Origin of the sequence: Nitrosomonas cryotolerans ATCC 49181 (assembly GCF_900143275.1) — a bacterium.
GTDB classification, from domain to species: domain Bacteria; phylum Pseudomonadota; class Gammaproteobacteria; order Burkholderiales; family Nitrosomonadaceae; genus Nitrosomonas; species Nitrosomonas cryotolerans.
Genome location: NZ_FSRO01000001.1, coordinates 798,649 through 821,103, shown reverse-complemented (window position 1 = coordinate 821,103; position 22,455 = coordinate 798,649). Strand labels below are relative to the sequence as shown.

The 22,455-nt window shown below is 47.3% G+C and carries 22 protein-coding genes and 1 pseudogene; 15 read left to right on the top strand and 8 right to left on the bottom strand.

The features are described 5' to 3' along the window. Nucleotides 1-212 precede the first annotated feature (212 nt). The 7 genes from mltF to BUQ89_RS03585 all read left to right on the top strand — a co-directional run bounded on the left by mltF (nt 213) and on the right by BUQ89_RS03585 (nt 6,038). Nucleotides 213-1,586, top strand: coding sequence for a membrane-bound lytic murein transglycosylase MltF (gene mltF / locus BUQ89_RS03615; RefSeq protein WP_028460595.1), 1,374 nt, complete (start codon nt 213-215; stop codon nt 1,584-1,586). Nucleotides 1,587-1,646: 60 nt separating this feature from the next. Then, a complete protein-coding gene (locus tag BUQ89_RS03610) occupies nt 1,647-2,252 on the top strand; it encodes a riboflavin synthase (RefSeq protein WP_028460594.1) in 606 nt (201 codons plus the stop codon). Nucleotides 2,253-2,269: 17 nt separating this feature from the next. After that, on the top strand, nt 2,270-3,358 hold the full coding sequence (gene ribBA, locus BUQ89_RS03605) for a bifunctional 3,4-dihydroxy-2-butanone-4-phosphate synthase/GTP cyclohydrolase II (RefSeq protein WP_028460593.1): 1,089 nt from the start codon (nt 2,270-2,272) through the stop codon (nt 3,356-3,358). A 95-nt stretch (nt 3,359-3,453) separates the two neighbouring features. Then, the gene (ribH, locus tag BUQ89_RS03600; protein WP_028460592.1) at nt 3,454-3,936 is read left to right on the top strand and encodes a 6,7-dimethyl-8-ribityllumazine synthase; all 483 of its coding nucleotides are present in this window, start codon (nt 3,454-3,456) and stop codon (nt 3,934-3,936) included. After that, on the top strand, nt 3,933-4,430 hold the full coding sequence (nusB, locus tag BUQ89_RS03595) for a transcription antitermination factor NusB (RefSeq protein ID WP_028460591.1): 498 nt from the start codon (nt 3,933-3,935) through the stop codon (nt 4,428-4,430). The genes ribH and nusB overlap by 4 nt, the downstream gene beginning before the upstream one ends. 110 nt (nt 4,431-4,540) lie before the next feature. After that, complete coding sequence (thiL, locus tag BUQ89_RS03590; protein ID WP_028460590.1) at nt 4,541-5,512, top strand: thiamine-phosphate kinase; 972 nt, start codon at nt 4,541-4,543, stop codon at nt 5,510-5,512. Next, nucleotides 5,493-6,038: a phosphatidylglycerophosphatase A family protein gene (locus BUQ89_RS03585; protein WP_028460589.1), complete on the top strand. Its 546-nt coding sequence runs from the start codon at nt 5,493-5,495 to the stop codon at nt 6,036-6,038. Before thiL ends, BUQ89_RS03585 begins: the two co-directional genes overlap by 20 nt. Before the next feature lie 203 nt (nt 6,039-6,241). On the opposite strand, the gene BUQ89_RS03580 is transcribed toward BUQ89_RS03585, so the two are convergent. Then, nucleotides 6,242-7,261 (bottom strand): M14 family metallopeptidase, encoded by a 1,020-nt coding sequence (locus tag BUQ89_RS03580; RefSeq protein ID WP_051537468.1) that lies wholly within the window; start codon nt 7,259-7,261, stop codon nt 6,242-6,244. Beyond that, nucleotides 7,255-8,718 carry a glutamate-cysteine ligase family protein gene (locus BUQ89_RS03575; RefSeq protein ID WP_028460587.1) on the bottom strand — a complete coding sequence of 488 codons (1,464 nt, stop codon included), beginning with the start codon at nt 8,716-8,718 and terminating at the stop codon, nt 7,255-7,257. Before BUQ89_RS03575 ends, BUQ89_RS03580 begins: the two co-directional genes overlap by 7 nt. Before the next feature lie 299 nt (nt 8,719-9,017). Between BUQ89_RS03575 and BUQ89_RS13445 the strand changes: the two are divergent. Next, nucleotides 9,018-9,160 (top strand): annotated as a pseudogene (locus BUQ89_RS13445) (IS5/IS1182 family transposase); the annotation flags it as partial. A 416-nt stretch (nt 9,161-9,576) separates the two neighbouring features. Here the strand turns inward: BUQ89_RS13445 and BUQ89_RS03565 are convergent. Beyond that, entirely contained in the window at nt 9,577-11,418 is a 1,842-nt protein-coding gene (locus BUQ89_RS03565; RefSeq protein ID WP_051537467.1) for a cation:proton antiporter, read from the bottom strand. A 278-nt stretch (nt 11,419-11,696) separates the two neighbouring features. On the opposite strand from BUQ89_RS03565, the gene BUQ89_RS03560 reads away from it, so the two are divergent. Continuing rightward, the gene (locus BUQ89_RS03560; protein WP_281250603.1) at nt 11,697-12,314 is read left to right on the top strand and encodes a DNA-3-methyladenine glycosylase I; all 618 of its coding nucleotides are present in this window, start codon (nt 11,697-11,699) and stop codon (nt 12,312-12,314) included. 152 nt (nt 12,315-12,466) lie between these two features. Here BUQ89_RS03560 and tnpA read toward each other — a convergent pair whose 3' ends face one another. Further along, the gene (tnpA, locus tag BUQ89_RS03555; RefSeq protein WP_074202493.1) at nt 12,467-12,883 is read right to left on the bottom strand and encodes an IS200/IS605 family transposase; all 417 of its coding nucleotides are present in this window, start codon (nt 12,881-12,883) and stop codon (nt 12,467-12,469) included. 30 nt (nt 12,884-12,913) lie between these two features. On the opposite strand from tnpA, the gene BUQ89_RS13890 reads away from it, so the two are divergent. The 3 genes from BUQ89_RS13890 (at nt 12,914) to BUQ89_RS03545 (ending at nt 14,601) form a co-directional block, all read left to right on the top strand. Continuing rightward, nucleotides 12,914-13,258: a helix-turn-helix domain-containing protein gene (locus tag BUQ89_RS13890; protein ID WP_218612768.1), complete on the top strand. Its 345-nt coding sequence runs from the start codon at nt 12,914-12,916 to the stop codon at nt 13,256-13,258. Further along, nucleotides 13,251-14,147 (top strand): RNA-guided endonuclease InsQ/TnpB family protein, encoded by an 897-nt coding sequence (locus tag BUQ89_RS03550; protein WP_218612761.1) that lies wholly within the window; start codon nt 13,251-13,253, stop codon nt 14,145-14,147. The genes BUQ89_RS13890 and BUQ89_RS03550 overlap by 8 nt, the downstream gene beginning before the upstream one ends. 217 nt (nt 14,148-14,364) lie before the next feature. Continuing rightward, on the top strand, nt 14,365-14,601 hold the full coding sequence (locus BUQ89_RS03545) for a thioredoxin family protein (RefSeq protein ID WP_028462176.1): 237 nt from the start codon (nt 14,365-14,367) through the stop codon (nt 14,599-14,601). A gap of 233 nt (nt 14,602-14,834) precedes the next feature. On the opposite strand, the gene BUQ89_RS03540 is transcribed toward BUQ89_RS03545, so the two are convergent. Next, complete coding sequence (locus BUQ89_RS03540; RefSeq protein ID WP_074202492.1) at nt 14,835-15,320, bottom strand: hypothetical protein; 486 nt, start codon at nt 15,318-15,320, stop codon at nt 14,835-14,837. A 726-nt stretch (nt 15,321-16,046) separates the two neighbouring features. Between BUQ89_RS03540 and BUQ89_RS03535 the strand changes: the two genes are divergently transcribed. The 3 genes from BUQ89_RS03535 to BUQ89_RS03525 are packed head-to-tail and all read left to right on the top strand — an operon-like array spanning nt 16,047 to nt 19,594. Continuing rightward, nucleotides 16,047-17,762, top strand: a complete 1,716-nt coding sequence (locus tag BUQ89_RS03535; RefSeq protein ID WP_036573668.1) for a MotA/TolQ/ExbB proton channel family protein — start codon at nt 16,047-16,049, stop codon at nt 17,760-17,762. Nucleotides 17,763-17,765: 3 nt separating this feature from the next. After that, on the top strand, nt 17,766-18,464 hold the full coding sequence (locus BUQ89_RS03530) for an OmpA family protein (RefSeq protein ID WP_028462178.1): 699 nt from the start codon (nt 17,766-17,768) through the stop codon (nt 18,462-18,464). A gap of 5 nt (nt 18,465-18,469) precedes the next feature. Continuing rightward, the gene (locus BUQ89_RS03525) at nt 18,470-19,594 is read left to right on the top strand and encodes an HNH endonuclease (protein ID WP_028462179.1); all 1,125 of its coding nucleotides are present in this window, start codon (nt 18,470-18,472) and stop codon (nt 19,592-19,594) included. Nucleotides 19,595-19,623: 29 nt separating this feature from the next. Here the strand turns inward: BUQ89_RS03525 and BUQ89_RS03520 are convergent, their stop codons facing one another. The 3 genes from BUQ89_RS03520 to BUQ89_RS03510 form a co-directional block, all read right to left on the bottom strand. After that, the gene (locus tag BUQ89_RS03520) at nt 19,624-20,355 is read right to left on the bottom strand and encodes an LrgB family protein (protein ID WP_028462180.1); all 732 of its coding nucleotides are present in this window, start codon (nt 20,353-20,355) and stop codon (nt 19,624-19,626) included. Further along, nucleotides 20,348-20,716, bottom strand: a complete 369-nt coding sequence (locus tag BUQ89_RS03515; protein ID WP_028462181.1) for a CidA/LrgA family protein — start codon at nt 20,714-20,716, stop codon at nt 20,348-20,350. Before BUQ89_RS03515 ends, BUQ89_RS03520 begins: the two co-directional genes overlap by 8 nt. A 231-nt stretch (nt 20,717-20,947) precedes the next feature. Continuing rightward, nucleotides 20,948-22,237, bottom strand: a complete 1,290-nt coding sequence (locus tag BUQ89_RS03510; protein WP_028462182.1) for a M18 family aminopeptidase — start codon at nt 22,235-22,237, stop codon at nt 20,948-20,950. Between the last annotated feature and the right edge of the window lie 218 nt (nt 22,238-22,455).

The following is a 22,455-nucleotide window of genomic DNA, read 5'->3' as shown; positions in this document are numbered from 1 at the left end:
ATGGACAGATTGATACTTTTCTTCAACTCCCATTATATTAACCGGTTACTTAACCAGACAATCAGATTCAGGATTCTGGGATACCGTTTTCTTTTTTCATCGATACGAGTAACAACGATAATCGCGAACACTGACCGGATACAGACATGCAGGTCAATCCAGTGTCAATCTCGTGTCGCTGTACAATCTAGTATTCGATAATGCTATTTTTCATGCGAACGACCTCACCACGTTTTATATTGATAATTCTAGGATGCCTGCTGTCCGGCTGCGATTCATTTAAAAAGCCAGTGCCGCCCTTTGGAACAACGCATGAACTGGTCATCATCACTGTAAAACATTCGGTTAATTTCTATAAAAATACGAATGGTGGTTATTCTGGCCTAACATACGATTTGGCAACTGAGTTTGCTCGTGAATTAGGATTAAAAACGAGATTCGTAGTCATGCAGCGACCCGATCAAGCATTGGCTGCATTGCAGGCACAACAAGGACATATTGCCATGGGCCTACAGATTCCAGATAACCAGCTGATCCGTTTCCGTCTGGGGCCTGTTTATCAACAAATACAGCATCAGATCGCTTACAACACAACACAGCCCAAGCCAGCAGACTTTACCCATCTGATTGGCAAGACAACTGAGATTCCAGCAGGCACCATTTATGAAACACGATTAAGCAACATTAAACAGTTACTGCCTGATCTAAAATGGCTGGCCGTGGAGACATCCAGTGATCATTTACTCGTAAAATTAGCAGAAGATGTCATTACCTTTACCGTTGCGGATTCCCTTCAAATCAAACGAGCAAAACATTTCTATCCTAATCTGGGTGTCGCATTCAATTTGGGCGAAGCAACAAATAGTTGCTGGATTTTCTCAAAATTTTCTGAACAAGCACTGATAGGTAAAACAGGACAGTTTTTTACCCGGATAAAACGGGATGGAACTTTAAATCAATTACTTGATCGCTATAATGGGCATCTTCATCGATTGGAAGAAGCTGATATACGTCATTTCCTAGACGATATGTCAGCCATATTGCCAAATCTACGCAAGCACTTTTATCAGGCAGAAGCACTAACAGACATAGACTGGCGCTTGATTGCCGCACTCTCTTACCAGGAATCGCTTTGGGATCCGTTGGCAACATCGCGAACGGGTGTGCGAGGAATCATGATGTTGACAAAAGATACCGCAAAACGCATGAAAGTGGCAAACCGGCTTGATGCACAACAGAGTATACTAGCGGGTGCGCGCTATTTGCAGCTATTGAAAAAGAGACTGCCACAACGCATCACCGAACCCGATCGTACCTGGATTGCGCTCGCGGCATACAATCAAGGTTATGGACATATTATAGATGCACGCACGCTGGCACGCCGTATCAACCTAAAGCCGGATTTATGGATAGATTTAAAAAAAACTTTACCGTTACTAAGCAAGAAAAAATATTTTGACACTTTAAAATATGGTCGTACGCGTGGTGGAGAAGCGGTTATTCTGACAGAATCGGTACGCGCATACTACGATATCATGAAAAAATATCACCCACCTTTATCTCCAAACCTGCCAGGCCTTCATTAACTCTAGTTCGCTATCCCGATTATCCGCATTAACTAACTTGAAGTTAAAAGGAGCTATTCAATGTTTACTGGCATCACAGAAGCGATCGGAGAGATAAAACAGATAACACCGCAAGAAAAATCACAACAGCATGGATTATGTCTGAATATCACAGCTGGCGGATTAGATTTAAATGATATGAAAACAGGAGACAGCATTGCTGTAAATGGTGCCTGTCTTACAGTAACCGCTATATATCCGGATATGTTCACAGTAGATGTTTCACGGGAAACATTGAATTGCACACAAAACCTGGATCAATTAGGAACACGCGTCAATCTGGAAAAAGCAATGCGCCTGTCTGATAGACTGGGGGGACACCTGGTCAGTGGCCATGTTGATAGTGTTGGTGAAGTCATTAAATTTGAACCGGTAGGAGAAAGTGTTCTGTTAGCGATTAGAGCACCTTCTTCATTGTTAAAATACATGGCAGAAAAAGGTTCAATTACAGTTAATGGCGTCAGCCTAACGATCAATCAGATCGAAGGGGATGTGTTTTCAGTTAATCTCATTCCGCATACCCTTAGTATGACAACATTAAATGAACTTAAACCTGGTTTCAGTGTGAATCTCGAAACGGATATGCTGGCACGGTATATCGCCCGATTAATAAACGTTTACGTATAAACAGGATCAATACAAACATGGTAATCAGCGCGGTCGAAGATATTGTCGCCGATCTCAAGGTCGGCAAAATGGTAGTTCTTGTTGATGAAGAAGACCGTGAGAACGAAGGAGATCTGGTTCTCGCAGCCGATTTTGTCACCCCAGAGGCCATTAATTTTATGGTCACACATGGGCGTGGACTGATCTGCCTAACATTAACAGCGGAACGCTGTCACCAATTAAATTTACCCCTGATGGTTTCTGCCAACTATTCTCCATTAGGCACCAATTTCACACTTTCTATCGAAGCCGCGAGCGGGGTAACAACCGGGATTTCTGCTGCTGATCGGGCCCGTACTATTCAGGTGGCCGTAAAGCCAGATGCGAAGCCGGAAGACATCCTTCAGCCGGGTCATATTTTTCCACTTATGGCGCAGAAAGGAGGGGTATTGGTCCGTGCCGGGCACACCGAAGCAGGATGTGACTTAGCCAGCATGGCGGGGCTGACCCCGGCATCGGTTATTTGCGAAATTCTGAAAGAGGATGGCAGCATGGCGCGTTTGCCAGACTTAATCACATTTGCCCAAAAGCATCAGCTTAAGATCGGCACTATTGCTGATCTGATTTATTACCGTAGCCTTACAGAGAGTCTCGTATCCCGGGTAGCTGAGCGTTTCATTCAAACCATACATGGCGAGTTCCTGCTGACCGCCTATCGTGATGAAACAGCCAATACGACACATCTTGCCTTGATAAAAGGTGATATAAATCCTGCAACTGAAACATTAGTACGAGTACATGCGCCCTTATCTGTCATTGATTTACTGAGTATCGATGACAGTACGCACTCCTGGAGTATTAATAATGCATTGCGCCTCATTGCTAAAGCCGAGCAGGGAGTTATCGTATTGCTATACCCTAAAGAAAATTCAACTGATCTGATAGCGCGTCTTAAATCATCCAATACTGAGCACCTGAATACGACTAAAACAGATTTGCGTAGTCATGGCATCGGAGCTCAGATATTAAAGGACCTCAAGGTTGGCAAGATGCGATTACTCGCAACACCCAGGAAAATGCCAAGCATGACCGGATTTGGCCTCGAAGTAACCGGCTATATGGAATAACAACAAAGAACAGACTTATCTCACTCACCGGAAAAGATATTTTCTGAACTTAACATTGCAATATACATCATTACAATTGGTATAGGGGAGCAAAAATGGCTTACTATGACAACATTATAGAGTATGAAACGGACCTGAACGGATCTGAATTACGAATTGGTATCGTGATGAGTCGCTTTAATATTGACGTGGGAGAAGGATTACTGAGTGCTTGTACAGAAGAACTCATAAAATATGGTGTACAGGCGTCTAATATAGTGCTGACAAGCGTTCCTGGTGCACTGGAAATTCCGCTCGTATTACAAAAAATGGCTTTATCCGATCAATTTGATGCCCTCATCGCATTAGGGGCGGTAATACGGGGTGATACTTATCATTTTGAAATCGTTTCCAATGAATCAGCCCGTGGGATCACTACCGTACAGCTTGACACGGAAATTCCTATTGCCAATGGAATACTCACGACTGAAAATGACGACCAGGCAATAGCCCGCATGAGTCAAAAAGGAGCTGAATCGGCACGTGCTGCGATAGAAATGGCGAACCTTCAAATTAAACTTGATGAAATTGAGCAATGACCGCTGCTATACCTGTACCACCGGCAACAAACAAGAAAAGCAATTCTACAGACAGAAAAAGTCGACGACGACATTCGCGTGAATTTGCTTTGCAAGGCATTTATCAATGGCGTGTTACAGGCGGCAGTATAGACTTCATTGAAGCCCAGTTACGTGAAACGGATACGTTCATGACAGCAGACCAACCATACTTTTCCGATCTGCTGCATGGCGTATTGAATAACACAGCCATACTGCAAGAAAGAATTCAACCGTGTCTGGATCGTCCTCTTGATGAACTGAGTCCGGTCGAATTTGCGATCCTGCTCATCAGCACTTATGAATTAGCGCATCATCCAGAAATTCCCTATCGGGCTATCATTAATGAAGCAATAGAACTGGCCAAGAGCTACGGAAGCACTGATGGATACAAATATGTTAACGGTGTACTCGACAAGCTGGCCGTTCAATTGCGCGCAATAGAGGTCGCAGCACGGACCCAGCCCAAAGGTTAAACTATCAATATCCGCTGCCGCGTTACGTTAAAAACGTCGGTACGGATAAACTGGACAGTAGAATGCACCATATCCTTTTATATGATTCTCTCCAGCGTAATTATTAAAGAATGTATTCAGAATTTGATCTTATTCGTCATTATTTTATACGCCCAACTACTGGCACCGTATTAGGGATAGGCGATGATGCTGCACTCATTGCTGCTGCAGGTGAATCGGAATTAGCCATTTCGACCGATACACTGGTAGCCGGAAAGCATTTCCTGGCTGATACCGATCCGCGCAGCCTCGGTTATAAATCGTTAGCAGTCAATCTCTCCGATATGGCCGCAATGGGTGCAAAACCCCGATGGGCATTACTTTCCCTCACACTTCCCAACCACTTGGCACAAGAAAATACAGCCTGGCTGAGTGCCTTTTCAGAAGGTTTTTTTGAGCTTGCCCAACAGCATCAGGTTGACCTGATTGGTGGAGATACCACCTGTGGCCCACTCAATATCTGCATACAAATTATCGGTGAAGTACCTAAGAAAAAAGCGCTGCGACGAAGTGGTGCAAAACCGGGTGATGATATCTGGATTTCTGGCTTCCTGGGGGATGCCGCATTAGTGTTAGCTCATCAACAGCAGCGACAGGTTCTTGAGACCAGTGAAGTTACACAATGCCTACCCGCATTGTATACACCTAAAGCACGCGTTGAACTGGGGCAACGGCTGATTGGGCTCGCACACAGTGCGATTGATATATCGGATGGACTGATGGCCGATCTGGGACATATACTGGAATATTCTCAAGTTTCGGCTACTATTCAGATGAACGCGATCGCCTGTTCGACCGTTATGCAGAAATATCTGCCCCAGCCATGGGCCATCCGCTGTTTGCTGGCAGGCGGAGATGATTATGAACTCTGTTTTACCGCACCACCGGAAAATCGAAAGGAAATTGACATGCTTTCACATGAACTCTCCATTTCATTGACGCGTATTGGAAAAATCGGGCCTGGAAAAGATTTAATTGTGAAAGACCGACAAGGTAAACCAATCATAATGGAGTCAAAGGGGTATGACCACTTCCATAGCTGATACGAACCCATCAAAAGATAAATCATCGCACCCACCGGCTGATTGGAATTTTGTATCCAGTCGATTCGTGCATTTTATCGCGTTTGGAGGCGGTCTTGGGCTGAGTTCAATCGCGCCAGGTACGATTGGAACACTGGCAGCCTTTCCTTTATTCTGGTTGTGCAATTATTACCTGGAACCTATCGGGCTTTTATTACTCATCGATATTATGTTTATTGCTGGCATCTGGGCCTGTGGCATTACGGGTAAAGTGCTGGGCAGACAGCATCACCAAGGTATGGTGTGGGGTGAGATAGTCGCTTTTCTGCTTGTCTTGTTGTTCACACCTGATCATTGGATATGGCAAGCGGCGGCATTTGCCCTATTTCGTTTTTTTGACATAGCCAAGCCACAGCCCATCCGATACTACGACCATAAATTAAAGGGTGGTTTAGGCGTCATGCTTGATGATTTACTGGCCGCTTTTTTCACATTACTGTGCCTGGCCGCGTGGAAGGCCATGGTGCTCCACGAAGGATACTTTTAGAGCTGTGCTTATCGCGAGCAGTATCCTCGCCACCTTAAAGGGAAGGTGCTCACCATATATCCAAACGCCTTGATGTGAACTGTTTTAATAAGGATTTTCCCGCATAAAACGGACGTAATAGAATAGATGAGACCTTTGAAAAACTCCAATAGTTAAAAACTTCTGGCGAGGGCTTTTGCAAAAGTCTCTAGATGTTCATTTCCCTAAATGGTATCAATCGTAACGTCGTTAACGAAATAGAACAGACAATCTGAGGCGGCAATGTCGGGTCGCGTCGTTGCCATGAACAGGTGCATACGCTGGACCGGGTAAAGGCAACCTGCCTCAACCCGGAAAAATTCCGACACCGCGTGAGGTTGTTGACAAGCACTGCCAATTACCAGGTGGGATAGTCCATCAACGCCCAGCCAACCCAGCATCTCGTCGACATCAATTGGTGCAAAATTGAACTTCTCTATGTCCTGACGCACGGTGATATCGCGATCATGCAGAGCACGATCAGCGTAATCAATTCGTGAATGCTGGCGCAGTTCGAGTCGCAAAGGATGCCGAAAGAGTGCAATCTCCCGTGATTCTGAAAATAATTCACTGGCAAGAAAGAAATTACGCATCCCTTGCTGGGCAACGATATCCGAGTTTTCATCCAGGCTGCCACCCGCCTCAATGGTTACCACCGGACATCCCAGGTCTTGCTCCATGAGTGATCCCAGACGCAGGTCGGTGACAATCAGTCGATTCACAAAATGGCCGACCAGAGCACGCTGTGCAGGCGTATCGCCCACAGTGACCGCAAAGGCAACGCTGGAACCGGAGGTGTTATGCATGTCCACGACCGCTTCGGGTTTTAAATCACGGATATAACGCAGGATAGACTGGGCCAATTGACCCTGTTCATCCTTGTTGTAAGGTGGGTTGAAGCAGCGATTCAAATCACGCTGATCAGGCAACTGACGTAAGAAGAACAACGGCTCCGCCCGGGCGGCCTCCACAGATCCCAATATCACCACCACGTTAACCGCAGGTTGCTCGTCACCAAGTAACCACAAGTGCAAAGCTTCCAGTCCGGATGGCTCATTGCCATGTGACAACGTAACCAATACCCGCGTCCTGGAGCTATCTCTGCCTGGCAAGTGAATGGCTACCGGACCCGGCAAAGCGCGCAGGAACTCATTGACCCGAGGCGCGATGTCTTCACGCCGTGGTGCCCGTATAACGTTTAACACCAGTCAGCCACCGGATTGCCCTCCATCACATGATCGATATAGTCGGCGAGCATGCGTGAACAGGCTTCATCCAGATCGCAGCTCTCACGATAACGTTCATATTCCCTCAGTTGCCAGGCAGCACCGGTACGACGGGTTTCAAAACGTCGCTCGATCACATGCCACAGGCGGTCAATCTCATCATCGTCAATACCCAGCATTTCAAGACCGATGCGAGCCCGTGGCAGAAATTCTTCGATCAAATCGACAATGGGGATTTCCTCCACTCCTCCGGCGCGCTTGCGCGACCAGATGACCTTCGCATCAAGACCGTGTTGAGCCGCACGATAGAAATTGAGCTCTGCAAAATGAAAAGGCAGACGCGCAAGGTGCTGATCAGTAGAGTCAGCCAAACCCACTGCCCAGCCAATGGAGAGCGCCGCGTTGGCCAGCATATCAATCACAGTCGGCCCAGCGGGGAGCGCTCGGAACTCAATCCGCAAATGGCCACCGTCAGTGGCATCGTACACTGCCCTGTTCCATGGCCAGATTGTTCCGTGATGCAGTGAAAGCTCTGGCAACCGCGGCACTGTTCGCGCCTCGGGGGCATACAGCACTGGCATGATAGGCTGATACAGGGCGACGTTTTCTGCAAATAACTCCCAAGCCCCTTCACGTACCCAACCGTGACCGAAGGATACTCTTGCCGGTTGTCGCCAATCCGAATTGCCGTGCTCACGAAGATCAATGCTTTGTTTAAACAGTGCGATACGCGATTCCTGCCAAAGTCGCATACCACCAATCAGCGGTGAGTTCGCGGCCATGGCCAACACCATAGGAGTGGTCAGCTGCGCCGCGTTGAATACCTGTGCAAATTCATCAGCTGCCACCCGCAGATGCACCTGGAAGGACGTATTGGCGCCTTCCACGGTCACCCCTTCACCGTCCATGATCAGATGATCCTTACCGTTAATATCAATATGAAAATATTTTCCACGAAGCTTACAAATTCCCTCTGCGAGCCCATGATAGCGGGCACGATCGGTCATGTAAGCCTGACTCAGGTGCTCATTCTTGAGCGTCGGCAGGATACCAATAGGGATGATGTTCGAGCCAATACTCAACGCATGCCCCTGTAAGACGTCGAGAAACTCGCGCAGCTCCTTTTCCATAGCAAAAAAAGGCTTACCGCTCGCCGCAACCGGGGAAAGATTAAATTCCAGATTGTACCGGTTTAACTCCGGCGTCAACTGCGGGTGATTAGCCAATCGCAACAGCTCTTCGTTAACGGCGGCCGGTAGATGACAGTCGTTATCAACCAGATACAACTCCAACTCCGCACCGATGCTGGGTTCGCGGCGATTGAAAGCATCCTGCGTCAGCAACTCACGCAACTCCCTCAACTGGGATTCCAGGCGCACACTGAATTCCTGATGCTCGGCTGGTGTAAACGCGTGCTTGTAGACGTCTTCTCCCATGTACTCCCCCTTCTCAGGTGGATGGATTATGCCAAGAAGAACAACTCTTGACTCCCGTCCAGACCTATACTACATATGTACCGTTATTACAAAAGACGAGGTTCGCTGAACAACCATAAAAGTCGCTATGCGCACCCCACCACTCACGCCTGATGAAACCTGTCACCTAGCCTGGGTTTTGAAACGCGGCTGAGGTGAGAATAAGAAAAATAAACACTCCTACTCATCAAACTGAAATGTACTGGAAGCTTGATTGGCAGTCAAACTGACAAGCAATCAAAAAACTACAGGAAGCCCTGATTGGCGATCCTGATTACGAGTGGCTTATGATTGATGTCAGTCATTGCAATCATCCCCATGCCGCCGAGGGCAAGGGCGCAAATCAGGACATGAGTCGCACAAAAGGGGGCTTAACACCAAGATACTTCTGGCCGTGCATGCGATAGATGCCATCCAGTATCAGATAAAAGACCGCTGCATAACTGTGTTTTTAAGCTGTTCTGATTACTTGCAGCATTGATAAATCAAACACTTAAAACCTTGCCCAGCCCGAGATAACCAGTTATGCAGCGGTCTTGATAATGCCGATGAGCACAACAAATAGGTAACGCAGCAAAATCAGAAGTAAAAACACCCATTAATGCATGAACAAGGATAATCGCCAGATAAAGCAAAGCAAAGTGGAAACATGGAGAAATATGCGCGTGAACACGCAAATATGAAGCGTGAATGCTGGGCACTAAAACAGCAGCGGCCAGGAGAAGCTACCTGTTATCCGTCAGCAAGAAACCGGTATGCCATTCACCGGTCCTCCATGCCGACATTGAACCACAGGGTTTTGTTCACAGCGCTGTTGTTTCAAGTCAAATCAGGCAATGGCTCCGCGACAGCCTCAATCTCAGGCACACCTTCCTCCCGCAGTGGCAGGGAGAGAATGGTTGCGCCGGTGGTCGGTTTCAGTTCAGCATCGCTGCTGAACGGCGTGGCGATGCCCTTGGCATCAACCAGAAACAATGGCAGCCGGGTAGCGGCATATTTCTCGCAGTAGGTTTGCCAGTCAAATTCTTCCGTCAAAGTAGTGCGCTTGATGCGCTGGCCTTTGGCAACCATACCGACCAAGTCGAGATAGGTATAATCATCACGAAACAAACGTCGACCGAGGTAGCTGCTGGAGGCCTTGTGCTGATCCGCCTGATTTTTATCTGCCAACGCAGCCACGCTGAATATCTTGTCGGCGCCAAAATCTGCGCGGAAATGCACCGCCGCAATGACGTTGATGTAGCGCAGGCGCGACAGCGCCAGCACCCCGCGGATACCGCTTAAATCCAGGTGCAAGTCGGCATGATCCGAGACCGGATTGCCGTAATAGGTTTCCAACCCTGCCATTCTCGCCTCGCGCACGCTATCCCAGCTGGGATCCGCCAACACGCAGCGAATTTCCAGATTGTTCAATTCCTTTGCCAGAGCAATAGAAAAGGCATTGGCACCGATAAGCAAGTAACCCCGTGGTGGCGGCTCCGCCACCCCCAGCCAAACCGCCAGCAGGCGCGCCGTGCTGCTCTGCAGAACCACAGTACCAATAATCATGGAAAAGGTCAGTGGCACCAACAGCGCCGCATCCTCATAACCCGCGGCCACCAACTTATCGGCGAAGATGGCCGCAATCGCCGCCGCGACAATGCCGCGCGGTGCAATCCAGGCCAGCAGACCGCGCTCGGGCCAACTGACATCCAACCCTACGGTGCTGATCCAGATCTTTACCGGACGCGCAATAAATTGCAGCACCAGCAACAACAACAGCGCCTGCCAGCCAATTTCGGTCAACTGCTCCAAATCAATGCGTGCCGCCAGCAGGATAAACAATATCGAAATCAGCAGTAAGCTCAGGTGCTCTTTGAAGTTGAGGATAGGGTGGATATCCACCTCGCGCCGATTGGCCAGCCACATGCCCATCACCGTGACGGTAATGAGGCCAGATTCGTGCTGCGTTGCATTCGCAATACTGAAGGAAGCCAGCACCATACTGAGGGTGGCCATATTCTGCAGGTAGTCAGGAATCCAGCTTTTGGTGAGCAAGCGGCCGAGCACGTAACCCGCCACAATGCCGCTGATGCCACCGACCAACACGGTTTCGAGAAACACTCCCAACACATGCAAGATGACTTGGTGTTCGAGACTGGCAAGAATAAATTCATAGGCCAATACTGCCATCAGCGCTCCGATAGGATCGATAGCGATACCCTCCCAACGCAGAATATTGGAAATCTTGCTATTGGGTCGCACCGAGCGCAACATGGGCACTATCACGGTCGGCCCGGTGACGATCATTATTGCTCCGAACAGCGCGCTCACCTGCCAGGAAAAATCCAGAATAAAACGTGTCGCCAGCGCGACGATAACCCAGGTCGCCAGTGCCCCGACGGTAATCATGCGCTGCACCACTTTGCTCACATCGCGGATTTCATGCAGGTTTAGTGTCAGACTGCCTTCAAACAGGATAATCGCTACCGACAGCGACACCATCGGCATCAACAATTCACCGAGCAGCAGGTCGGGGTTAAGCCAGCCGGATATTGGCCCCGCCACCAGCCCGACAATCAACAAAAACAGGATCGCCGGCAGGCGCACACGCCAGGCGGTCCACTGGCACAACATAGCAATCAGTAACACCAGGGCAATAACGAGTTCAGTATGGGGCATGCTCTATCCTGCGAATGAGAAATCTCCGCTATTATGACGTCTCGGTGATTGAAAGCCACAACAGAAAGCAAAAAATATTGGATTGCGCAGACCGTCTTTATAAGGTGAGCATGCGCCGAATATAGAAAAAATAAACGCCCTTTTTCATCAAGCTGATAATGTACTGGAAGCCTGATTGGCGGTCAAATATATTGACAAGCGATCAAAAAATCGCTTGATCTCGGCTTAATAAAATAGAAGCCTGTTGTTTTATAATTCAGATTAATTAGAGAATGGATATGGCCCTTCAAGTAGATGAAATACATCGATGTGCCTGGTGCGGCAAAGATCCGCTATACGTAGCCTATCATGATGAAGAATGGGGTGTACCGATATATGATGATCGGGCCTTGTTTGAAAAACTGATCCTGGATGGTTTTCAGGCCGGACTTTCGTGGATTACGATTCTGCGCAAACGGCCCAGTTTTATAGCGGCCTTCGATAACTTTGAACCTTCCCTTATCGCACGCTATGACGATAAAAAAGTCGAAAAGCTAATGCAAAACGCGGGCATTGTTCGAAATCGCGCTAAAATCACCGGTACTATCGCAGGTGCCCGCCTGTATCTGGATATCATGGAAAAAGAAAACGGGTTTTCGAATTTTCTCTGGGGTTTTCTCGATGGCGAACCGCTTCAGAACAATTGCAAAACCATGCAGGATGTGCCGACTGAAACGGACATCAGCCGAAAAATCTCAAGGGAGTTGAAATCCAGAGGCTTTAAATTTGTTGGTCCAACGATAGTTTACGCCTTTATGCAGGCTGTTGGTATGGTCAATGATCATGTCGTTGACTGCCATCGTCATTCTATCATCGCAAATCTGAGGGGTGATCTAAATGTAAAAACAATACGTTAGCGTCTTTCAATGCCTCCGCATTCGTATTGAATAACTTGCTTTCGTTTTTTGCTGATCATTATGACCGTTACCGGCGCTAGAAAAATTTTATCAAATAGCGCGTAAAACTTCGTCCTTCAGGGCGGAGATATAAGCGCACAGGCGAAGCCTGTTTAATGCGGTCTTTGCTGTTGTTCAATATATTGCTTAATAATCGAGAGTGGTGCTCCACCACAACTACCCGCAAAATAGCTTGGACTCCAAAGCATATTACCCCAAAGCTTATTTTTAATTTCGGGATAATTCTTTTTGCGAATAAGTCGGCTTGAAACGCCTTTCAAACTATTTACCAAGTTAGAAATAGCAATTTTTGGTGGATAGTTAACTAAAAGGTGAATATGATCATGCTCACCGTTAAATTCCACCAATTCTGCTTCAAAATCCAAACACACGTTTTTAAATATTTCTTCCAAATCAATTAATACCCTTCCAGATAAAACATCTCTACGGTATTTTGTTACAAAGACCAAATTAACATGAAGATTAAAAATGCAATTTCTTCCTGTTCTTACATTGTTATTAACTTGCATAGACCAATTCTTTTTTGTATAATTATAACCATGAAGCAGATTATACGCAAAGCCTTTAAATTTCGACTCAGTCCAAATTCTGACCAAATACAGAAGATGGTTGAGTTTGCGGGTGCTAATCGGTTTGTTTGGAATAAAGCCTTAGCAATGAATCTGTTCAGATTAGAGCAGAAACAGCCATTGCTTTGGTACAACGAGTTGTCATTTTGGCTAAAGCTATGGAAATCCTCAGAAGATTATGGATTTCTAAAAACCGTTCATTCTCAACCGTTGCAACAAGCCTTAAAAAACTTAGAAAAAGCGTTCAAAGACGGTTTTGATAAAAAAACAGCCTTTAAAACGGATTCCAAAATTCAAGAAAAAAGGTTTGAGTGACAGCTTTCGTTATCCACAAGGATTTAAGCTGGAGCAAGAGTCTAGCAAAGTGTTCTTGCCTAAAATCGGTTGGGTGAAATATCGTAATTCACGCCAAGTCATTGGTGACGTTAAAAATATGACGATTTCCCGTAAAGGCGGTTATTGGTACGTGTCGATTCAGACTGAGTACGAGACCGAGCTAAAGCGTCATAGCTCAACCAGTATGATTGGTGTTGATATGGGCGTTACCCGCTTTGCAACCTTGTCAGGCGGCTCATACGTAGAATCTTTAAACAGTTTCAGAAAGTTATCAAAGAAACTGGCTTTTGAACAGCATAAGCTGTCTAAAAAAGTCCGTTTCTCTGCTAACTGGAAAAAGCAGAAACAAATCATTACCCGACTGCATGAGCGTATTGCCAATGCTCGTTTAGACTTCTTACACAAAACCTCAACCGAAATCAGCAAAAATCACGCAATGGTCGTAGTTGAGAATTTAAAGATAGGAAACATGTCTAAGAGTGCCAAGGGCAGTGTTGAAAAGCATGGTAAAAACGTCAAAGCGAAATCGGGTCTAAACAAATCCATTCTTGACCAAGGATGGGGAATGTTCCTTTCGTTCTTGGAGTATAAACAGGCTTGTTCAGGCGGGGATGTATTGAAGGTAAACCCTCAATACACCTCTCAAACCTGCCCTAGATGTCAACATGTTAGTCGTGACAATCGCAAAAGCCAAAGTGCTTTTGAATGTACAGAATGTGGATTTAAAGCCAATGCCGACTTGGTAGGTGCCTTGAATGTACTTGAGCGAGGACATCGCTTGTTAGCCTGTGGAGTTGAAACGTTAGTTTCGTCTAAGAAGCAGGAACCAGTAGGCAGTAGCAATACAAACCTACTCTTAACGGCTTAATAAGTCGCTAGGAATCCCCTTCGTTTAGGAAGGGGAGGATGTCAAGTTAAGCGATGTAATCGGTATGTCACATACGCTGGGCGTTTTTCATACGCTATAATTTATTGTTAAAAAACAATATTTCTTTAATGCCCTATGCAAAACCTTGCCTTGATCCTATAATTGCTCCTTTACTGAGATCTCAGTTTGAAACAACCTTTTTGGAGATAATACATTAATGAAAAGCAAAGCCATTTTCTATCATGCAGGTTGCCCCGTATGCGTTCAAGCAGAACAAAGTGTTGCCAACGCACTTGATCCAGCAAAATATGACGTTGAACATGTTCACCTTGGTAATGACAAGGGACGTGTAAGTGAAGCTGAAGCCGCCGGTGTCAAATCTGTTCCTGCCCTGGTTATGGACGGAAGCGCATTTCACATCAATTTTGGTGCAGGCATCGAAGCTTTGAAATAAAGCCTTTTGTTGTGCCTGATCTGTACAGCGGCACCTGTCTACAAGGCAAGTGCCGCTGTTTATTTTGGCACAATACGGTTGCAGATCAATGATGCCATTGCACTTGTCGGTAAAACATTCCGCTTGTTGGTAAAATTTTGGCTAGCGACAGGCTCAGCAGCAGCCAAGTGTCCGTTCCCGTCTCGTTCCATTCCATCCTTTACTTCATGACTCGAATACCTCAGGTCCAATACTTACGGGCACGCGATAGGCTCGATACTCCCATTCGAATGATATTGTTGCGGTGTATTGCTCGTATCAAACAGAACGCCCACGACATGCCAGTTACCGCTCAACGTTGAAGTGCTCAGCATTGCATTCAACGTTTCACTCCATGTACCTGCTTCTTGTGTGTAGCCAGAGCCCGTAATTATCAGCTTAATATTGTCACCTACCACAGCTGCATTGCCATGCGCTGCAGTAATGTCTCCCAAGCCATTGTCTTCAGTGCCATATAGTGCATATTGTCCTCCTTCCTTCTCATATACACCCAGTTTGTAGCTCCACGCTGGCACTTCATTTTCCAGTATCTGCCAACAAAAATCACCATGATAAGTTTCTGCATGCGATTTGAAAGAGATTGTTAATAAGGGCAAGCTGACCAATAGCGATAAATATATGTATTTATTTATTTTTCTATTTCTATCCATGTTTAGGGATTCTTTTTCCGCTTTTCTCATTACCAATGCTCCCTGTGATTAATTATCCAGTATGTGCGCACATGATGCCCATCACAGCCCCGGACCAGCTTGCACGTCGCTTTACTGCACTATTTATATTCAGACTTACTCATAACCATTAATAGTAGGGCAGCACTCAGCCAAAAGAAATAGGTGAAAAGCTTATTTTCAGCTATGGAAAATTTTAAACGCCGGCACTCTCACCCTGGAACGATGCTGATGTCATCTATTTATCCCTGCTTACACAGGCAATTAACTGACCGAGAGTTATGGCTTTTTTCAAGATAAGCTACGACAGGTAATCTGAGCTAATTTCGATTCAATCAGCACAAACTACTGGAAAATTAAATCCATTTTGGTGTTTCGAATAAATAACCGTCAAATAAAATCGTAAATTTTGGCCCGGTTTTTAATGTAGCGTCATTTGCTTACACACCAACAGGAGTCGCCTCTACATGATGATTTTATTTGATATAATCATGAAAAGTCTTGACAAAAAATGTATGCAAATAAAGGTAATATTCCCTCTTCTCTCACTAGACTAGCGCAAGTTCCCGAGTACTATAGTGCTGGCATTATTAATGCCAATGGCTTATCTCCGGTAAAGCCATTGAAGATAAACGGAAATGACTGTTTTTCAGAAAAGAAAAATGTTATTTGTAAGCCCTATGCTAAATTTTGACTTTCTGTCACTAACGATATACCAGTAACATACAGGAATGGTGCATGACATCCTTTATAGAGAATGTTTTACGTAACAGTAACGCCCAAGGGATTACCGATATTTTTTTGTTAGTGCTGGTTACTGTTTTGCTAGTTTCACTTGTTCTGAAAAAGCAAAATAAAGCTCACCAGTTTACTCAGTATACGCCTACCTTGCTCACCACTCTGGGTATTCTGGGCACCTTTGTGGGTATCGTTATCGGCCTGCTCGGCTTTGATGTTAAAGATATCGACGGCAGCATCGAACAATTGTTGTTTGGCCTGAAAACAGCTTTTATTACCAGCTTGGTGGGCATGTTGCTTTCCATCCTATACAAGATAATGGTGACTACTGGATTTTTTTCCCCCCAGCAGAAGGATGAAATAGATGAGGATGAAATTGGCATTGCCGAACTTTATGGAGTGATGCAGGCGCAGGCTAAGGGAATACAGGGCCTGCAGACCGCTATTGGCGGTGAAGGCGATGCCAGCCTGATAAGCCAAATCAAACTGATGCGCTCCGATCTGGGCGATAACCACAAAACCATGCTAAAAACTTTGACGCCTGCGGCGGTCAGCCTGACGCAGCTGCAGGAGGTGGTCGGCCGACAGCAGCAGGAGTTTATTCAGTTTCAAGACCGTTTGTGGATAAAACTACAGGATTTTGCCGATATGCTATCCAAATCGGCCACTGAGCAGGTAATCCATGCGCTGAAGGAGGTGATTGCCGACTTCAACAACAACCTGGTAGAGCAGTTTGGCGACAACTTCAAACAACTGAACGCGGCCGTGCTCGAACTAGTCCAATGGCAGGAAAACTACAGGCAGCAGCTGGAACAGATGACGACCCAATACCAGCTTGGAGTGCAGGCCATTACCCAAACTGCATCTGCCGTCAGTCATATTAGTGAGGAGTCCAGGGTGATCCCAGCCAGTATGCAGGAGCTGAAAGGGGTGATGGAAGTCAACCAACACCAGCTGCAGGAACTACAACGACATCTGGAAGCTTTCAAGGACATCCGCGATAGAGCGGTGAAAGCCGTGCCGGAAATTCGCGCTCAGATTGATGAAACCGTCAATGGTATGAAGACAGCCACTCAAACCATGACTAAAGGTCTGCAACAGGCGACCGAAACGGTCACCGAGGGTATTGCCGAGTCAGGGCGCTCTCTGCAGCAAGCTATAGTGAGCAGTGGCGAGGAGCTGGTCATCAACAGTGAGAAGGTCAATGCCTCGCTGCAGGGTAGCTCCGCTGTTATTGCCAAAAACAACGAAGAAACCCGTCAAATGTTTGAAGATGGTCTGCGAGAGACCAACACCATACTACAGGTGCTGGTGGCAGATTTGAAAGACGATAGCATCAAGCTCACCCAATCCTACAAAACAGCCAGCGAATCACTGGTGACCAAAACTGACATCATGCGGGCCCGCTTTGAACAGGACCTCGACAGCATGCGTAAGCAACTCGGCGAACAACTACAACAGCTTGTCGAAAAGCAACGGCAGGAAAGCGAGCGAATGCTCAAGGGCATGAGCCAACATGCGGACAATGCGCTCAAAGATACCGGCGAGGCGGTGCAAAAGCAGGTGAAAATGCTGGATGACGCCCTAGCCCACGAGCTTAATCAAGTACTGACCGAATTGGGCCAGGCTCTGGTCACCATTTCCGGCAAATTCACCGCTGATTACCAAATGTTGGTGAATGAAATGCACAAAGTGGTTAAGATGAGGGGAACGTAGGACATGAGTCACTTGCTGGATCCCAGAGTAACAGAGCAAGAAGAAACTCACTGGCTGTCGGTGTCGGATCTGATGGCTGGCCTGATGATGGTATTTTTGTTTATCGCCATCGCATTGATGCGGGATGCCTTTATGGAGCGGGACAAAATTCGAGAGGTGGCCGTAGCCTATCAGGAAAATCAAGTGGCCATTTACGAGGCGCTGATGGGAGAGTTTGCCGAGGATCTGCCTCGTTGGAATGCATTCATCGACTCCGACTCCCTGACTTTTACTTTTCAATCTCCCAATGTGCTGTTCGCTCAGGGCAAAATCGATCTGAGCCGGCAATACAGGGCGTTACTGGCCAAATTTTTCCCCCGCTACATGCAGGTACTGGGGCGTTTCACCGACTCCATCAATGAGGTACGAATAGAAGGACATACCAGCAGTGTATGGAACAGTCAGACCAGTGCTACCGAAGCTTACTTTCTCAACATGGAGCTATCTCAGGGGCGCACCCGTAGTGTACTAGCCTATGTGTATGATCTGCCCGATGTAGCCGAATATCAGGGCTGGATCAAGCGTCACTTTGCCGCCGTTGGCTTGTCATCTTCTCGGCCAGTACTTAATGGCAGGGGCGAGGAAATGGGAGATAGATCTCGTCGCGTCACCTTCCGAGTGATCACCAACGCCGAAATTCAAATGAAGAAGATCCTGGAATAGCAGGCGTGAAGTTAAACGTCAACTTCTCCGAACTGTTGGCCAGCGCCGAGCGTATGGGGGAACATGAAGTAACCTTCGAGCTTACCAGGGGGAGCGAGGACGAATTCACAACAGATCAGATACTCTCTAGTACGGCCGGACTTGATATTACGATTGAAGAGTTGGAGCTGGACCATGGCGTACTTAGTTTCAAGGGCCGTCAGGTTCTACTGTTTATCCCCGATCAAGTCTTCAATATTGAGACGGTATTGTCAGGAGAGCGAGATGGGAACAAGTTTCATGTGGCAGATTGCGTAACCCTTGAGAAAATGAGAAAGATGCAGCGTTTCAGTCGTTACAAGGCTACCTACAATCTCAGTGGGAAATTTGAGGTATATGGTACCGCTCATGACTCCCGCCCTATCAAGGGAGAGGTCGAACTTAAGGTATGCAAAAACTGCCTAAGGTATCTTAACTATAAAGGCTATCAATCCGATGCATCCACCAAAACCAAATCGCAAATTTATAATGAATTTAATATCGGTGGTTTTTTATCTGAATACAGCACCCTCTTCAACGCCATGCCAGAGCGAGCGGCCTTTGTGGAGAAAGGAGGTTATTCTGAAGACTGGAAGGACATCTCCTCCCGCTACCGCCAGTCAGTCAATTTTAACTGCGAATCCTGCCAAGTCGATCTTGGCGCTGATCCTCGGCTGCTGCATACCCATCATATCAACGGCAACAAGCGAGACAACAGGGAAGATAACCTTAAAGCCCTGTGCATCGACTGCCATCAAAAACAGCCCATGCATGGCTATATGCGGGTAAAACCCGAAGATAAACGGCTGCTCAATCAACTACGAAAACAACAAGGGCTACTGAATACCGATAGTTGGGCACAGACAAGGAGCATGGCCGACAAGTCGCTAGATGGCCTGCTGCGTTATTATGAGAAAAAAGGCATAACCCTGCCCAAGGTGAGCCATGAGCTGTTGACTGCGGACAAGACCGTAGTCGCCAGGTTGGAATTAGCCTGGCCCGACATAGAAAAAGGCATCGCCATTGCGCCGCAGGATCGGGAAGAAGCTCAAAAACTCGGATGGAAAATGCTGACGATTGGGGAGGCACTAAGAGAAATGACCGCCAAATGAAATCACAGCTCGAGAGCTTTGCAAAAGCCTCAAGGAATAAACCCCATAAAGGCCAGCAGCCAGGGCAGGATAACCGCAGTAGAAAACGCTGACAACGCCATTGCAAGCCCGGAAAACGCGCCCATTTCCGAACTCACCTGAAACGCACGAGCAGTACCGATACCATGTGCTGTTACCCCCATCGCAACACCTTTAATACTGTCGTCATCAATACGCAACAACTCAAATAGTTTTGTGCCGATCGTGGCACCGATAATGCCTGTCGAAACCACCAGTATGGCGGTAAGTGCAGGCAGACCACCAATGCTTTCAGAAATACCCATGGCAATCGGCGCTGTCACAGACTTCGGCGCAAATGATAACTGGGTTAACACACTGGCATCCAATAACCAGGCAATGCTAATAGAACTCAGGGCACCGATGACCACGCCAGCAAGAAGCGAGATCGTTATCGGCAACCATATTTTTTTCAACTTGGTTATTTGATGATACAAGGGGATTGCCAGTGCCACTGTTGCAGGCCCGAGCAGGAAGTGAATAAATTGACCACCCTCAAAATAATCCTTATAAGAAATTCCTGACAGCAGCAGCACGGTAATCAATAAAATAACCGCAGTTAATACCGGATTCAGCAATGGATTGAACTTTGCGTAACTATAAAGTCGATACGCAATACCGTAGGCCACCAATGTCACCGTCAAACCTGATAAAGGTGAAGCAGAAAGATAAACCCAAGCCACCGCGATGCTCGACTTATCCATCGCGCTTTGAACTTCCTGAACAAACACGACTGCAAGCTTGCATAATCATTGCAGTCGCCGCCATGGTAATGATCGTGCTCAACACTAATGCAATACTAATAGGTATCCACTCGCTGATGATGCGGTCGAAGTGAACCATAATTCCTACCCCTGCCGGCACAAACAATAATGGCAAATGGTTCAGCAATGCCGTGGAAGTCGAACCCATTGAATCAGCCATGCCTTTACGCAACAACAACGTGATAAACAACAGCACCATGCCCAGCACTGGTCCCGGCAGCGGAATTTTCAATAACAGCACGCTTACCTCACCCACCAGCTGATAGATCAGTAATACCGTAATACCATTGAGAAAATTCATTGTATATTTATCCTATCTACGGACGAAAGCTGGTTGTATCTGGCTGCATAAAAGATCTGTTTAATGGAGAATTCGCAGCCTATGCCCATCTGCTCGCTGCTTAAATCGATGACTCCATTTTTGACAGCACATATCAGTTGGGCAAAACCATATTTTCAAATATTTTATAACAAAACGGACCCGTTAAGCAGGGCCGCCTGATATACGACAGAAATCCGTCCTGCAATGTATTCACCCCCCCAGCGTTTCCTGCCCATAAAAACGCCGCAACACCCGACTCAGACTCCAGGAGTCCTGCACGCCCGCCATTTCGCGCACTGAGTGCATGGCAAACTGAGGCACCCCAATATCCAGCGTGCGGACCCCTATTTCGGCCGAGGTAATGGGCCCGACGGTGCTGCCACAGGCCATATCCGAACGCACCACAAACACCTGCACCGGTACCTCCTCCCGTGCCGCTAGATCACGAAAAATTGCACTGGTTTCGCTACTGGTGGCATAACGCTGATTGGCATTGACCTTGATCACGGGACCTGCGTTCAGCAACGGACCATGATTGCTATCATGACGATCGGAGAAATTTGGATGCACACCATGGGCGTTGTCAGCGGAAATCAGCATCGACCTTGCCAGCATCCGCTGTCGTGCTTCAGGCTGAGGCAGCAGGCGCTCCAGCACATGCGTCAGCATCGGTCCCTGCGCTCCTATCGCACTCATGCTGCCCACCTCTTCATGATCATTGCACACCAGTAGAGCCCCTTCCCCGGTATCGCCTGCCAGCAACGCATCCAGACCGATAAAGCAGCTGAGCAAATTATCCAGCCGCGCGGACATCACAAACTCCGACGCCAGCCCCAGCAAAGAAGGTGCCTGGGTATCGTACAGCGACAGATCAAAATCCAGCACCTGCTCAACCGCATCAACACCTTGAACCCGTAACTGCTGTTTAAGCAGGGCACGAAAATCCAGCGCCTCTTCCGCCTGCCCCAGCACCACCGGTAAAAAGGTCTGAGCATTAATAGCCCGGCCGTTATTCACCTCCCGATCAAGGTGTATAGCCAGGCTCGGAATAACCGCCATCGGCCGGTCAAAATCCAGCAGAGCCTGATCGAGAGCGCCATCGGTACAACGAAAATTAATCCGCCCTGCGATGGACAGATCCCGATCGAACCACGGATTCAGCAGCGCCCCGCCATACACCTCCACTCCCAGCTGCAAGAAACCATGGCGGTACAATTCGGGCGCAGGCTTCACCTTCAAACAGGGCGAGTCTGTATGCGCCCCCACCATGCGCAGGCCAGAATCTTCAAGCCCACGACACTTGGGCATACTCCAGGCAATGATCGAGGAGCCATTGCGGCTAATAAAATAACGCCCACCCGGCTCAAGACTCCAGGCGTCTCGTTCATGCAAACCGACAAAACCAGCCGATTCAAATCGGCGAACCATCTCCGCCACCGCATGGTACGGTGTTCGCGCAGCGGTCAAAAAATTCATTAATTCCTGATTAAATTGTTGCATGCCTCAAAACTCCGATTACTTAACAGGCTTAACTTCAAACAGCTCAACCTTGTAAACCAAGACCGAGCTCAGCACAATAGTTGGTCTCACCATCCCGTATGCAAGATCAGACGACAGATACAACATCCATTGAGCCCCTTCGCACATCAACTAAAAACCCTCTATCCAGCTTGGAATAATCCGGAGTATAGGAAAATAAACGCTTTTTTTCATCAGGC

Bases quoted from the DNA above. Each gene is read 5' to 3' on its own strand.
- mltF (WP_028460595.1), top strand. From the start codon at position 213: ATGCGAACGACCTCACCACGTTTTATATTGATAATTCTAGGATGCCTG.
- BUQ89_RS03610 (WP_028460594.1), top strand. From the start codon at position 1,647: ATGTTTACTGGCATCACAGAAGCGATCGGAGAGATAAAACAGATAACA.
- ribBA (WP_028460593.1), top strand. From the start codon at position 2,270: ATGGTAATCAGCGCGGTCGAAGATATTGTCGCCGATCTCAAGGTCGGC.
- ribH (WP_028460592.1), top strand. From the start codon at position 3,454: ATGGCTTACTATGACAACATTATAGAGTATGAAACGGACCTGAACGGA.
- nusB (WP_028460591.1), top strand. From the start codon at position 3,933: ATGACCGCTGCTATACCTGTACCACCGGCAACAAACAAGAAAAGCAAT.
- thiL (WP_028460590.1), top strand. From the start codon at position 4,541: ATGTATTCAGAATTTGATCTTATTCGTCATTATTTTATACGCCCAACT.
- BUQ89_RS03585 (WP_028460589.1), top strand. From the start codon at position 5,493: ATGACCACTTCCATAGCTGATACGAACCCATCAAAAGATAAATCATCG.
- BUQ89_RS03575 (WP_028460587.1), bottom strand. From the start codon at position 8,718: ATGGGAGAAGACGTCTACAAGCACGCGTTTACACCAGCCGAGCATCAG.
- BUQ89_RS03565 (WP_051537467.1), bottom strand. From the start codon at position 11,418: ATGCCCCATACTGAACTCGTTATTGCCCTGGTGTTACTGATTGCTATG.
- BUQ89_RS03560 (WP_281250603.1), top strand. From the start codon at position 11,697: ATGGCCCTTCAAGTAGATGAAATACATCGATGTGCCTGGTGCGGCAAA.
- tnpA (WP_074202493.1), bottom strand. From the start codon at position 12,883: ATGCAAGTTAATAACAATGTAAGAACAGGAAGAAATTGCATTTTTAAT.
- BUQ89_RS13890 (WP_218612768.1), top strand. From the start codon at position 12,914: ATGAAGCAGATTATACGCAAAGCCTTTAAATTTCGACTCAGTCCAAAT.
- BUQ89_RS03545 (WP_028462176.1), top strand. From the start codon at position 14,365: ATGAAAAGCAAAGCCATTTTCTATCATGCAGGTTGCCCCGTATGCGTT.
- BUQ89_RS03540 (WP_074202492.1), bottom strand. From the start codon at position 15,320: ATGAGAAAAGCGGAAAAAGAATCCCTAAACATGGATAGAAATAGAAAA.
- BUQ89_RS03535 (WP_036573668.1), top strand. From the start codon at position 16,047: ATGACATCCTTTATAGAGAATGTTTTACGTAACAGTAACGCCCAAGGG.
- BUQ89_RS03530 (WP_028462178.1), top strand. From the start codon at position 17,766: ATGAGTCACTTGCTGGATCCCAGAGTAACAGAGCAAGAAGAAACTCAC.
- BUQ89_RS03520 (WP_028462180.1), bottom strand. From the start codon at position 20,355: ATGGATAAGTCGAGCATCGCGGTGGCTTGGGTTTATCTTTCTGCTTCA.
- BUQ89_RS03515 (WP_028462181.1), bottom strand. From the start codon at position 20,716: ATGAATTTTCTCAATGGTATTACGGTATTACTGATCTATCAGCTGGTG.
- BUQ89_RS03510 (WP_028462182.1), bottom strand. From the start codon at position 22,237: ATGCAACAATTTAATCAGGAATTAATGAATTTTTTGACCGCTGCGCGA.